This is a genomic window from Actinoallomurus rhizosphaericola (assembly GCF_024055675.1).
GTDB lineage: Bacteria > Actinomycetota > Actinomycetes > Streptosporangiales > Streptosporangiaceae > Actinoallomurus > Actinoallomurus soli.
The window spans coordinates 170,846-184,588 of the sequence record NZ_JAMXMW010000007.1; the positions used below are offsets into that span (position 1 = coordinate 170,846).

The following is a 13,743-nucleotide window of genomic DNA, read 5'->3' on the forward strand; positions in this document are numbered from 1 at the left end:
GGAGGCCATCGGGCCGGGTGGCCACCGGCTCAGGTCTTGTAAGACGACGATCAATGGCGTACAACCCTCCTGGACAGACAACGTTGTCATTAGGGAGAGGTAACCCCCCTTATGCCCTCTCATCATGACCCCTCACGACGCCGGTTGCGGGCACTCGCGGTCGTCATCGCGGCCGCCGGGACGCTCACGGCCGGCAGCGGCGCGGCGGCCGGGGCCCTGCCCCTCTCCCCGCCGGGGAACGCCGCCGGAGACGCGCTCGTGAGCGATCCCGCGTCCCTGGTCGATCCCCTGATCGGCACGGGCTCCGGAGGCGCCACGGTCGGGCAGGTGGACACGTATCCGGGCGCGACGGCGCCGTTCGGCATGGTGTCCTTCAGCCCCGACACCCCCTCCCGGCCCGACGGCGGGGGCTACAACTACGACGACTCCTCCACCACCGGCTTCAGCCTCACCCACATGTCCGGCCCGGGCTGCGGCGCCTTCGGCGACTTCCCGATCCTGCCGACCGTGGGCGCCCTGGAGGACGACCCGGCGAACACCACGGCGGCGTTCCAGCACGGCGACGAGCACGCCGCACCGGGCTCCTACTCGGTCGGGCTCAACCCGGGCACGCCCACGGCGGTGCACGCCGACCTGGCGGCCACGACCCGTACCGGCATCGCCCGGTTCGCCTATCCCCGGACCACCGCGGCGAACGTGCTGTTCAAGATGGGCGCCGCGCAGTCCGGCAACCAGTCGGCGAGCGTTCAGGTGGTGGGCGACGACACGGTGACGGGCACGGAGACGGCCGGGCAGTTCTGCGGAACGCCGGGCACGTATCCGGTGCACTTCGTCGCCAAGTTCAGCCGGCCGTTCTCCTCGTACGGCACCTGGCACACCGCGCCCACCGGGGACAACGTCTTCACCCAGCCCACCGGCGACCTGTCCTGGAGCTACCACGAGGTGGCGAGCGGCGGAACGACGGCGAGCATCACGCCCGCGCAGACGCCCGACGGGGGCAGCGCGGTCGCCTGGAAGCAGAGCAACGCACTGGCCAACACCTGGATCGAGACCACTCCCCCGGCGCTGACCCAGGGCGACACCTACCAGGCCAGCGTCACGCTGCAGGGCAGCGGGAACGTCTACCTCAACTTCTACAACGGCCGCCAGGACGTCGGCGGGAAGGCCGTGAACCTCACCTCCACCCCGGTGACCCTGACGGTCGACGCCGCGATCCCGACCGGGTCCATCGGCAGGCCGGTCTTCCAGGTGCGTACGGCGGGCGCCGGCCCGGTCGACCTGCTGGCCTCGGCCGCGTCGATCCGCCGGGAGGCCGTCGTCAAGACGCCCGGCAGCACGAAGATGAGCGCGCACGGCACCGCTATGCCGCGTGTGCCCGCCGGACCCGACGGCAGGCCGGCCGGAAACACCAGGACACCGGTGGCCCCGCGCGGAGTCGAGGCGAAGGGCGCGCAGTCGCGCACCCAGGTCGCGGGCACCGAGGGACTGCAGTCCGGCGCCTGGGTCGGCTTCGACACCACGAAGCGGCAGCAGGTGACGATGAAGGTCGCGCTGTCGTACGTGAGCGAGAAGGACGCCGCCGCCAACCTGGCCGCCGAGAACCCCGGCTGGAACGTCTCCGCGGTCGCCAAGCGCACATACCGGCAGTGGAACGACCTGCTCTCCCGCATCCGCGTCGGCGGCGGCACCGCGGCCCAGCGCAAGGAGTTCTACACCGCGCTGTACCACACCATGCTCGAACCGAGCGTCTTCTCCGACGCCGACGGCGACTACCTCGGCTTCGACGACAAGGTCCACCGGACCGCCCACGGCACGGTGCAGTACGCGAACTTCTCGGGCTGGGACATCTACCGCTCCGAGATCCCCCTCCTCGCCGTGGTCGCGCCCGAGCAGACGAGCCAGATGATGACCTCGCTGCTCAACGACCAGGCGCAGGGCGGCTGGCTGCCCAAGTGGGGATTCGCCAACGACTACACCGACGTCATGAACGGTGACGCCGCCGACGCGATGATCGCCGAGGCGTACGCCATGGGCGCCCGGCACTTCGACGCCAAGGCCGCGCTGGCCGCCATGGTCAAGGGCGCCACCCAGGTGCCGTCCTCGCCCGCCGAGATGGGCCAGGGCTGGTACGTCGAGCGGCCCCAGCTCTCCTCGTACCAGTCGCTCGGGTACGTCCCGAACACGACGAAGAGCTCCCTGTCCCCCGAGAACAACGGGGCCTCGGAGACCATCGAGTACGCCACCGCGGACTTCGGCATCGCCCAGCTCGCCAAGGCGCTCGGGCAGGACTCGACCTACAAGACGTTCCTGCAGCGGTCGCAGAACTGGACGAACATCTTCAACACCGCCACCGGCTACATCCAGCCGCGTGACGGCGACGGCCAGTTCCCCAAGTTCGACCCGACCACGGACGGGATGGGCAACTTCGGGCAGTCCGGCTTCCAGGAGGGCAACGCCGCCCAGTACACCTGGGCGATCCCGCAGAACATCCACGGCCTGATCACCGCGATGGGCGGCGACGAAGCGGCGATCCAGCGCCTGGACACCTACTTCCAGCAGCTCAACGCCGGCCCCAACCTGCCGTACGAGTGGGCCGGCAACGAGCCCGCCTTCCTCACCCCCTGGATCTACGGCTACGCCGGCGCGCCGTACAAGAGCGAGGAGATCGTCCACCGCCTGCTCACGACGGTCTACTCGGACGCCCCCGGCGGGGAGCCCGGCAACGACGACCTCGGCTCCATGAGCTCCTGGTTCGTCTGGTCCAGCCTCGGCATGTACCCGGCGACCCCGGGCACGCCGGTACTCGCGCTGGGCGCGCCGATCTTCTCCCGGGCCGAGTTCGACCTGCTCGGAGGGCACCGGCTGAAGCTGACCGCGCCGGGTGCCTCGACGACCACCTACGTGCACGGCGTGTCCGTCGACGGGAAGTCCTGGGCGCCGGCCTGGCTGTCCGCGTCGCTGCTCACCGGGGCCGACGCCCCGTCGGGCCGGCGGACCACCGAGCTGGCGTTCCAGCTCACCTCCAGCGCCGACACGTCGTGGGGGGCCGCGGCCGCCGACGCACCGCCGTCCTACCCGGCCGGACCGCTGACGTTCCCGCCGGGACGCAAGCCGATCATTCTCACCCCGACCGGGCCCAACCTGCTCGGCAGCGCGTCCACCGGCGAGCTGTCCTGGCAGGGACCGGTGCAGAACGGCGTCGGCTCGGTGCCCGGAACCGTCGGCTCCGCCACCACACCCGGGGGGAAGAGCGCGGTGCACTGGACCGAGACGAACGCCGCGCCCAACACCTGGATCTGGGTCGATCCGGCGTCCCCGCTGCCCGCGGGCCAGAGCTACCAGGCCTCCGTCACCCTCGAAGGCAAGGGAACGGTGTACCTGGACTTCTGGAACGGGCAGCAGGACCTGACCAGTCAGACGGTGCAACTCACCGGCACGCCGCAGACGGTCACCGTCCAGGGCGCGGTCCCGTCGGCGGCGGACACCCACTTCCAGATCCGTACGGCGGACGTCGGCCCGGTCGACCTCTACGCGAGCGACGCGTCCATTCAGGTGCTGACGCAGAAGCAGGACTGACGCACCGCTGAGAGCTCGCCCGCCGCTTCCCCGGTTCCTGGGGGGAAGCGGCGGGCGGCCTGAAAATCGGTGAAAGCCCTGTTGCCCGGTTCCGCGACCCGGCTTAGTTTCGCGATGCGCACCATCGAACGATGTTCGGTATCTCGAACAAGCCGTCGTGGAGGGCCCTATGTCGCGATCCGCACGCCATATCCGGCTGATGGCCGCCGCGGCCCTCGGCCTCGGTTCGATCGTCGCGATGAGTCACCTGCCGGCCAACGCCGCGTCGACCGTGGCGATCAACGGCGGCACGACGTACCAGAAGATCGACGGGTTCGGCGTCTCGGAGGCGTTCGGCCAGGCCAACTCCATCCGCAACGCCGCGAGCGCGACACGGCAGCAGGCGCTGGACCTGCTGTTCAGCACGACCAAGGGCGCCGGGTTCAGCATCCTGCGCAGCATCATCCCCTCGGGCAGCGACTCCATCGAGCCGAAGGCTCCGTCCAGCCCCTCGGCCACCCCGACATACGTCTGGAACGGCAACGACGACGCCCAGGACCAGGGGCAGGTGTGGCTGGCCAAGCAGGCGAAGGGCTACGGCGTCACGAACTTCTACAACGACGCCTGGAGCGCACCGGGGTTCATGAAGACGAACGGCAGCGACTCGAACGGCGGCTCGCTGTGCGGCACCCCGGGCGCCTCGTGCGGCTCCGGGGACTGGCGGCAGGCCTACGCGAACTACCTGGTCCAGCACGCGAAGTTCTTGGCCTCGGCCGGCCTCACCCCGTCCGCGGTCGGCTTCGTGAACGAGCCGACCCTCAGCACCAGCTACTCCAGCATGCTGGTGAATCCCACGCAGGCCGCGAGCTTCCTGTCCGTCCTCGGTCCCACGATGAAGGCCTCTGGACTGTCCACCAAGGTCGCGTGCTGTGACGCCCTCGGCTTCAACAACCTCCCCGGCTACGTCAGCGCGGTGCAGGGCAACGCGACCGCGAACGCGGGCGTCGGGCTGTTCACCAGCCACGGCTACTCCGGCGCGCCGACGTCCACGATCGACACCGGCGGCCGGCCGCTCTGGGAGTCCGAGTGGTCGATCAACGGGAACACCTGGAACACCGCGTGGGACGACGGCAGCCAAGCCTCCGGGCTCACCTGGGCGCAGCAGATCCACACCGGCCTGACCCAGGCGAACCTCAACGCGTTCCTGTACTGGTGGGGCGTCAGCTCGACGAGCCACGACAGCTCCCTGATCGGGCTGACCGGCTCGACGCTGACGCCGTCCAAGCGGTACTACGCGCTGGCCGGCTACAGCCGGTTCATCCGGCCCGGCGCGACGCGCATCTCGGCCACCACCGGCGACGGCAATCTGAAGGTCTCCGCCTACAAGAACACCGACGGCACCGTCGCCGTCGTCGTCCTCAACACCGGCACGAGCAGCTCGTCGGCCACGTACACGGTGAGCAACGCCGGCCTGTCGAGCGGGACCGTGACCCCCTACCTGACCAACGGGAGCAACAGCCTCGCCCCACAGAGCGCGATCGCCCTGAGCGGGGGCGCGTTCACGGCGACCGTACCGGCACGGTCCCTCGTCACCTACCAGATCAGCGGCACCGGCACGTCATCGCCCACACCCACGCCGACGCCCACACCGACCCCGACGCCTCCGGCGGGCGGCTGCAAGGTCGGCGCCACGGTCAACGCCTGGAACACCGGGCTGACCGAGAACGTCACCATCACCAACTCCGGAACGACGCCCATCGACGGCTGGTCGCTGAAGTTCACCCTTCCGGCCGGGCAGACGCTGGTCTCGGGCTGGAACGCGACCTTCAGCTCCTCCGGAGACCAGGTGACCGCGACGAACGCCTCCTACAACGGCTCGCTGGCGCCCGGGGCGTCCACCACCATCGGCTTCCAGGCCGACCACACCGGCGACACGGCCACGCCGGCGGCCTTCACCCTCAACGGATCCCCCTGCGACGTCACCTGACCGGGCGGATCGTCCTTGCGCGGCAAGGCGCGCCGCGCGACAGTGAAGGGGGCGACGGTCGTCGTCGAAGACGTCGTCCCCCGCGGAGGTTCGCGATGTCCTTATCCTCGCCCCGGTCCACGGAGACGGCCTACTCCGAAGAGCTGGCCCGGCTGATCGCCGTCCTCGACCGCGCCGTCGAGGAGCAGGCGGCCGCGGACCGGGTCGTGCGCGTCTGCGCCGGCGGGCCGGCCGACGTTCCCGCCGCCTTCGCGCGGGGCGCCACCCGCACCGCCTACACGTACGTGGAGTTGGCGCAACTGCTCGAGCAGCCGATCGGGATCGCGGAGCTGGACGGCTACCGGGTCCGTGCCCTCGGCCTGATCCGGCACCACGTGTACATGCTCCACGGCTCCCTCGACCTGGCCTTCAACAGCACGCTGCGCCGGCGCCGATCCGATCCGCACGCCGTCGCGCACGGCCTGGACCGTCCCGCCGCCGAGCTGCGTGCCCTGCGCCTGGAGGTACGCGCGGCTCAGCGTGGATGACCGCACGGGTCACAGCCGGCGGGCGCGGCTGAGGTAGGTCTGGGCGACCACCACGACGGCGAGGAACGCACCGCTGACGACCTGCTGGTAGGAGGAGGACAGGTCGCCGATCTGGTTGATGAGGTTCTGGATCACGCCGAGGAGGAGGACGCCCGCGATCGTGCCGCTCACCGAGCCGGCGCCGCCGGTCAGCAGTGTGCCGCCGATGACGACCGCGGCGATGACGTCGAGCTCCATGCCGGTGCCGAGGATGGTCACGCCCGACGACAGGCGTGCGGCGTTCAGCGCGCCGGACAGCCCGGCCAGCATGCCGGACAGCACGTACACGATGATCTTCGTACGGGCGACCGGGACGCCCATGAGCGCGGCGGCGTCCTCCGCGCCGCCGATGGCGTACACCGCCTGCCCGAAGCCGGTCCGCTGCAGCACCACGCCGCCGATGACGAACAGGACGAGCGTCAGGTAGACGGGATAGCCCAGGCCGAACAGGTGTCCCTGGCCGAGCCGGGCGAGGACCGTGCCGTGCGGGATGAGGTACGTCGTCGCGCCCTCGTGCGAGATCGACAGCAGCAGGCCGCGCGCGCCGAGCAGGCCGGCCAGGGTGACGATGAACGGCGCCAGCCGGACCCGGGCGATCAGCAGGCCCTGCACCAGCCCGACCGCGCCGCAGACCGCCAGCGGCACGAGGAGCCCGGCCACCGTCCCCCACCGCACGGCGTACGCGGCCAGGACGCCGCCGAGGGCGAAGACCGACCCGACCGACAGGTCGATGCCGCCGGTGATGATGACGAACGTCATGCCGAGCGCCACCATCGCGGGGAACGACGAGGTGATGGCGATGTCGCCGAGGTTCTCTCCGGTCGGGAAGCGGCTGAAGGAGAGCGAGCCGACGATGAGCAGGAGGACGAGCACCGCGGTCGCGCCGTGGCGCTGGATCAGGCCGAAGGCGCGGTCGCGCCGGCTCGGCGCGTAGGCGTCCTGGGTGACGGGCGTGTCGGCCGTCGCTTGCTCGGTGGTCATCGTCCGGTCCCTCCCCTCGCCGCGTACACGGCGGCCAGGATGATCACTGCCTGCACCATCTGGGCGACCGAGTCGGGCAGGTTGTGCTTGATCAGCGTCGCCCGTACGAGCTGGATCAGCAGCGCGCCCGCGACGGTGCCCAGGACCCGCACCCGGCCGCCGGTGAGCGGCGTGCCGCCGACCACGACCGCGGTGATCGCCGACAGCTCCATCAGCAGGCCGAGCGACGACGGGTCGCTGGCCTGCAGGCGGGCGGTGGCGAGCACGCCCGCGACCGCGGCGAGCAGGCCGGACAGGACGTAGACCAGCAGGAGGACGCGCCGGACCGGCAGCCCGGACAGGACGCTCGCCGTACGGTTGCCGCCGATCGCGACGAGCTGCCGGCCGAAGGTCGTCCTGCGGACGACGCCTGCCACCAGCACGGTCAGCACGGCCGCGACGACCACGGGCAGCGGGACACCGACGAGGCTCGACGATCCGAGGTCCAGGAGGGTCGTGTCGTGCACGTCCTTGAGCTGACCGCCGGCGATGACGAGGGCGAGCCCCCGGCCGCCGACGAACAGGCAGAGGGTCGCGACGATCGGCTGGACGTTGACGAACGCCACGAGCGAGCCGTTCACCAGGCCGACCGCGACGCCGCCGACCAGGGCGACGAGGATCGCCGCGCCGACGCCGTACCCGAGGTAGAGCGGGATGAGCGCGGTGGCCAGCGCCATCACCGAGCCGACGGACAGGTCCACGCCCTCGGTGCCGATCACCAGCGCCATGCCGAGGGAGACGATGACGACCGGCGCGACCTGGACGAGCTGGGTGCGGAGATTCTCCGTGCTGATGAAGTGCGGGGTGATCGCGATGTTCACGACGATGAGCGCGGCGATCGCCGCGTACACCCCGTAGTTCTGCAGCCAGGCCAGCGTTCGCGCGCCGGCCGGCCGGGGCACCGCGACGGCGGTGTCGCTCATCCGACGTTCTCCCGCGTGTGCGCGGCGATCGTGGTCATCACGCCCTCCTCGGTCAGTTCGTCCCCGGTCAGCTCACCGACGACGGCGCCGTTGCGCAAGACCACGACGCGGTCCGAGCCCTCGACCAGCTCCTCCAGGTCCGAGGAGATCAGCAGGACGGCGAGGCCCGCCTCGGCGAGTTCGTCGACGAGCGCCTGGACCTCCGCCTTCGCGCCGACGTCGATGCCCCGCGTCGGCTCGTCCAGCAGCAGGACCTTCGGCTCGGTGGCCAGCCAGCGGGCCAGCAGGACCTTCTGCTGGTTGCCGCCGGACAGCTCGGCGACCGGCTGGTGCGGGCCGGTCGCCTTGATCCGGAGTCGCTTCATGAAGGTCTCGACGATCCGGTCGATGCGGGCGTCCGAGACGACGCCAGCGCGGGCCAGGCGCGGGAGGGCGGCGAGGGCGATGTTGTCGCGGACCGAGAGGGTCGGCACGATGCCCTCCGCCTTCCGGTCTTCGGGCAGCAGCGCGATCCCGGCCCGTACGGCGGCCGTGGCCGAGCCCCGCCGGACCGGGAGCCCGGCCACGGTGACCCCGCCCGCGTCGAGCGGGAGAACGCCGGCGATGGCCTTCGCCGTCTCGGTACGGCCCGCGCCGAGCAGGCCGCCCAGCCCGACCACCTCGCGGGGCCGGATGGTCAGGGACACGTCGTCGAGCAGGTGCCGGCTGGTCAGCCCGCGCGCGTCCAGGACCGGCTCTCCGGACGCCTCGTGCGCTCCGGAGAACCGCGTGACGCCCTCGGAGCGGACCTCAGCGACGTCGCGGCCGAGCATCAGCGAGACGAGGCGAAGCCGGTCCAGGTCCGCGAGGGCGCCCTGGTGGACGACGCGGCCGTCGCGCAGCACCGTGACGCCGTCGCAGATCCGGTACAGCTCGTCGAGGCGGTGGCTGACGTAGATCACCGCGATCCCCTGCCCGCGCAGCCGCTCGATGACGCCGAACAGCGTCTCGACCTCGCGGGGTTCGAGGGAGGACGTCGGCTCGTCCATGATGACGACGCGGGCGTCCACCGAGACGGCGCGGGCGAGCGCGACCATCTGCTGGGCGCCCACGCCGAGGGAGCGCAGCGGCAGCCGGACGTCCACCCGCACGCCGTACGACTCGAGCGTCCGGGCGGCCGTCTGGTGCATGCGGCGGGTGTCGATGAGGCCGAGGGCGCGGCGCGGCTCGCGGCCCAGGAGCAGGTTGCGGGCCACGCTGAGGTCGGGGACCAGCCCGATCTCCTGGTGCACCGCCTGGACGCCGGCGCGCTGCGCGTCCAGCGGGCCGGTGAACCCGGCGACCCGGCCGGCGAGGCGCACCTCGCCCTCGTCCGGCCGGTGCACACCGGTGATCACCTTGATGAGGGTGGACTTGCCCGCGCCGTTCTCGCCGACCAGCGCGTGGACCTCGCCGGGACGCAGGCTGAGGGTCACCCGGTCGAGGGCGAGCACGCCGGTGAAGCGCTTGACGATGTCGCGGGCCTCCAGCAGCGGCGGGTCACCGGCGTTCGGCCGCTCGGGGACGGGATCGGTCATGAGGCCTCCTTCGTCGGCCTCATGACCAAGGTGCTGTGCTTACTGATTCCCTCGCTTCGCTCGGTCACGAGGCCTCCTTCGTCGGCCTCATGACCAAGGTGCTGTGCTTACTGATTCCCTCGCTTCGCTCGGTCATGAGGCCTCCTTCCTCGGCCTCATGACCAAGGTGCTGTGCTTACTGATTCCCTCGCTTCGCTCGGTCATGGGCACCCCCAGTCGTGTCTGAGCATCGATCAGTACGCGGGCGCTCGATCAGTACGCGGACGCGACCGACTGCTTGGCGTTGGAGGAGTCGTACTCCCGGTCGGAGATGATGACCTTGTCGGGGATCGGCTCGCCGTTCAGGAACTTGCTCAGCGTCTGGAACGCCAGCGGGCCGAAGCGGGGGTTGGACTCCACGACGGCGTAGATCCAGCCGCTGACGATCTGCGAGACGGCGTTGCGGGTGCCGTCCACCGAAACGATCTTGATGTCACCGGCCTTCTTGCCGGCGCCCTTGAGAGCGGTGACCGCGCCGAGCGCCATCTCGTCGTTCTCCGCGTAGATCGCGTTGACGTCGGGGTGGCTCTGGATCATCTGCTCGGTGACCTGCTGGCCCTTCTCGCGGGCGAAGTCGCCGGTCTGCTCGAAGGTGATCTGGATGCCGGGCGCCTTCTTGGCGATCTCGTCCTTGAAGCCGCTGGTGCGCTCGGTGGTCACGTTGTTGCCGGACGCGCCGAGGAGGATCGCGACCTTGCCCTTGCCGCCCAGGGCCTTGATCATCTGGTCGGCGGCGCGCCTGCCCTGCTCGTAGAAGTCGGACCCGATGAAGGTCACGTAGTCCTTGCAGGCGGTCGCGTTGATCTTCCGGTCGATGGTGATGATCGGGATGTGCTTGGCGGAGGCCTGCTGCAGCACCGGCTCCCAGCCGTCGGAGTTCAGCGGCGCGATGACGAGCGCCTTCGCCCCCTGGGCGATGAGCTGCTGGACGTCGCTGATCTGCTTGCTGAACTGGGACTGGCCGTTGGTCGTCCGCAGGTTCGCGATCCCCTCCTGCTTCGCCTCCGCCTTGATCGAGGCCGTCTCGGCGATGCGGAAGGGGTTGGCCTCCTTCTCGGACTGGGAGAACCCGATGACCGAGCTCTTCGGGTCGAACTTCGCCGCCCCGAACTTGTCGATCGTGCAGGAGGGCGCGGAGCCCGTCGGGGTCTGCACCACCTGCCCGGCCTGGGCGCCCCCGCCCCCGGTCTGCTGGTCCTTCTCGGACTTGGCGCAGCCGGCGGCGACCAGGGCGGTCAGCGCGACGATCGTGGTGGTGAGCGTGACCACGCGGGGGCGGTACAGAGGGACGGTCATGGCTGGTCCTTCCCCAGGCGGAGGCGAGATGCCGGTAATTGACGCACCCCCGATCGAGTTCTGTCAATAGCGATCAGCAACGGTCGGATTTTTCGGTCTAAATCTTGCAGGATCGATCAGAGCCATTCATGCTGTCCTCACCGGTACCGGCCGTCCCAGCGCCCTCCTGGCCTCCGTCCGTTCCGGCGCAGCCGCGTGCCGCGCTGCGCCCCTCCGCCCATCACCCTGATCCAACAGATGGGAGTCTGCCGTGCCCACCCTCCGATCATCCAGCCTCGCCAGGCCCCGCGGCCCGGCGGTCGTCGTCGGCCTCGCGGTCGCGCTCCTGGCCGCCCTCGTCGCGCCCGCCTCGGCCCGCGCCTCCGCGCCCGCCCCCGCGGCCTGGAAGGCCCAGACCCCGCCCCTGACCACCCCGTGGACCGACAAGGTCTCGCCGACCAACGCCCTCCCCGACTACCCCCGGCCCCAGCTGACGCGGTCCCAGTGGCAGAACCTCAACGGCGAATGGGAGTTCGCCCAGGCGACCGCCGGCGAGGCACCGCCGACCGGCAAGACCCTGGGTGAGCGGATCCTCGTCCCGTACCCGGTCGAGTCGGCGCTGTCCGGGATCAAGCGCCACGTCGACCACATGTGGTACCGCCGGACGTTCACCGTGCCGAAGTCCTGGCACGGCGACCGGCTGCTCCTGCACTTCCAGGCCGTCGACTACCACGCCACCGTCTACGTGAACGGCACGCAGGTCGCCACGCACACGGGCGGCTACGACGGCTTCTCCGCCGACGTCACCGGCGCCGTCCGGGGCAAGGGCCCGCAGGAGCTGGTGGTCGGCGTCGACGACCCGACCGACATCGGCACCCAGGCGCTCGGCAAGCAGCGCTCGCCGGGCGACGGCATCTTCTACACCCCGTCCTCCGGGATCTGGCAGACCGTCTGGATGGAGCCGGTCGCCGCGTCGTACGTGTCCCGCCTGGACGCCACGCCGGACCTGGCCGACAAGACACTGCGGCTCACCGCGCACGTCGCCGGGGACTCGGGAGCGACCGTCGAGGCGACCGCGTACGCCGGGAACCACAAGGTGGGCCGGGCTCTCGGCGCGGCCGGCTCCGAGCTGAGCATCCCGATCAGCAAGCCGCACCTGTGGACGCCCGACGACCCGTACCTGTACACGCTGAAGGTCAAGGTCCGGGACGGCCACAAGGTGGTCGACAAGGTCGGCTCCTACTTCGGGATGCGCTCGATCAGCCTCGGCAAGGGCCCCGACGGCAAGGTCCGGATGCTGCTGAACGGCAAGTTCGTCATGCAGGTCGGCACGCTCGACCAGGGCTTCTGGCCGGACGGCATCTACACCGCGCCGACCGACGACGCCCTGAAGTTCGACCTGGAGGCGCACAAGCGCCTCGGCTTCAACATGGTCCGCAAGCACGTCAAGGTCGAACCCGACCGCTGGTACTACTGGGCGGACAAGCTCGGGCTCCTCGTCTGGCAGGACATGCCCGCGACGTACGCCGGCCACTCGCCGTCCGCGGCGGTCAAGACGCAGTTCGAGACCGAGCTGCGCAACCTCGTCGACCAGCACCGCAGCCACCCGTCCATCGTCGTGTGGGTGCCGTTCAACGAGGGCTGGGGCGAGTACGAGCCGGACCGGATCGCCGCGCAGGTCAAGGGCTGGGACCCCAGCCGCCTCGTGGACATCGACAGCGGCACCAACTGCTGTGAGTCGATCCCGAACATCACCTCGGGCGACATCTACGACGACCACACCTACGTCGGTCCCGGCGCACCGGTCCAGCAGGGCGCACGGGCCGCGGTCGACGGGGAGTACGGCGGGCTCGGCCTCAAGGTCGACGGTCACATGTGGGACCCCGCCAACGGCTTCGCGTACGAGATGGAGCCCGACTCGGCCACGCTGACCCGGCGCTACACCGAGCTGCAGAACCGCCTGCTCGACGTGGAGAAGCGGTGCGGCGTGTCCGCGTCGGTCTACACCCAGATCACCGACGTCGAGGACGAGCTGAACGGCATCTACACCTACGACCGCCAGGTGCTCAAGCCCGGCGCGGACCAGGTCCGCGCCGCCAACCAGGCCCTGATCAAGGCGTCCTCCTCGGTCGGCCAGGGCGACGCGACGACCTTCCCGCCCGGCACGCCCGGACTCGACGGCGTCAGCTTCTACCCGCTCGACGAGGGGTCCGGCACGGTCGCCAAGGACGCGGTCGGCGGCCACGACGCGACGCTTGTGAACGGGCCGACGTGGACGGCCGGGCACTCCGGGTCCGCGCTGCAGTTCAACGGTTCCAACCAGTACGCCGACACCGGTGCGGCCCTCCTGGACACGACCGGGAACTACAGCGTGTCCGCCTGGGTGAAGCTCGACCGGCGCGGCGGGTTCGCCACGGCCGTCAGCCAGGACGGTGACACGAACAGCGCCTTCTACCTGCAGTACTCCGGCCAGGACGACCGGTTCGCGTTCAGCTTCGCCGGGGTGCGGGCGCTCGCGCCGGCCGCCCCGGAGACCGGCCGGTGGTACCACCTCGTCGGGGTCCGCGACGCCGCCACCGGCACGCTGACCCTGTACGTCGACGGGCAGAAGGCCGGGACCGCGGCCGCCTGCCTCGGCGACCGCTCCACCGGGCACACGGTGATCGGCCGCGGCAAGTACGGCGGCAACCCCGTCGACTACTGGCCCGGGGCTCTCGACCAGGTGCACGTCTTCGACCGGGCCCTGTCCGCCGACGACGTCGCCAAGCTCTACCAGTCCGGCAAGTGACGCGACGCGGGAGGGGCCCTCGGGTCCCTCCCGC

8 protein-coding genes are annotated in these 13,743 nt (G+C 70.8%); 4 read left to right on the forward strand and 4 right to left on the reverse strand.

Features of this window, described 5'->3' with window-relative positions; genetic code table 11:
- The first annotated feature begins 111 nt into the window (after nt 1-111).
- The 3 genes from NE234_RS18110 to NE234_RS18120 all read left to right on the forward strand — a co-directional run bounded on the left by NE234_RS18110 (nt 112) and on the right by NE234_RS18120 (nt 6,069).
- A complete protein-coding gene (locus tag NE234_RS18110) occupies nt 112-3,576 on the forward strand; it encodes a GH92 family glycosyl hydrolase (protein WP_252781487.1) in 3,465 nt (1,154 codons plus the stop codon).
- A 169-nt stretch (nt 3,577-3,745) separates the two neighbouring features.
- Complete coding sequence (locus tag NE234_RS18115; protein ID WP_252781488.1) at nt 3,746-5,542, forward strand: cellulose binding domain-containing protein; 1,797 nt, start codon at nt 3,746-3,748, stop codon at nt 5,540-5,542.
- Between the two features lie 95 nt (nt 5,543-5,637).
- Nucleotides 5,638-6,069 carry a hypothetical protein gene (locus NE234_RS18120; RefSeq protein ID WP_252781489.1) on the forward strand — a complete coding sequence of 144 codons (432 nt, stop codon included), beginning with the start codon at nt 5,638-5,640 and terminating at the stop codon, nt 6,067-6,069.
- A 9-nt stretch (nt 6,070-6,078) separates the two neighbouring features.
- On the opposite strand, the gene NE234_RS18125 is transcribed toward NE234_RS18120, so the two are convergent.
- From NE234_RS18125 to NE234_RS18140, 4 genes are all read right to left on the reverse strand, one after another.
- Nucleotides 6,079-7,089 carry an ABC transporter permease gene (locus NE234_RS18125; RefSeq protein WP_252781490.1) on the reverse strand — a complete coding sequence of 337 codons (1,011 nt, stop codon included), beginning with the start codon at nt 7,087-7,089 and terminating at the stop codon, nt 6,079-6,081.
- Nucleotides 7,086-8,051 (reverse strand): ABC transporter permease, encoded by a 966-nt coding sequence (locus NE234_RS18130; RefSeq protein WP_252781491.1) that lies wholly within the window; start codon nt 8,049-8,051, stop codon nt 7,086-7,088. The genes NE234_RS18125 and NE234_RS18130 overlap by 4 nt, the downstream gene beginning before the upstream one ends.
- Entirely contained in the window at nt 8,048-9,607 is a 1,560-nt protein-coding gene (locus NE234_RS18135; protein WP_252781492.1) for a sugar ABC transporter ATP-binding protein, read from the reverse strand. Before NE234_RS18135 ends, NE234_RS18130 begins: the two co-directional genes overlap by 4 nt.
- Before the next feature lie 252 nt (nt 9,608-9,859).
- The gene (locus tag NE234_RS18140; protein ID WP_252781493.1) at nt 9,860-10,942 is read right to left on the reverse strand and encodes an ABC transporter substrate-binding protein; all 1,083 of its coding nucleotides are present in this window, start codon (nt 10,940-10,942) and stop codon (nt 9,860-9,862) included.
- Nucleotides 10,943-11,192: 250 nt separating this feature from the next.
- On the opposite strand from NE234_RS18140, the gene NE234_RS18145 reads away from it, so the two are divergent.
- Nucleotides 11,193-13,709 carry a LamG-like jellyroll fold domain-containing protein gene (locus NE234_RS18145; protein WP_252781494.1) on the forward strand — a complete coding sequence of 839 codons (2,517 nt, stop codon included), beginning with the start codon at nt 11,193-11,195 and terminating at the stop codon, nt 13,707-13,709.
- Nucleotides 13,710-13,743: the final 34 nt, after the last annotated feature.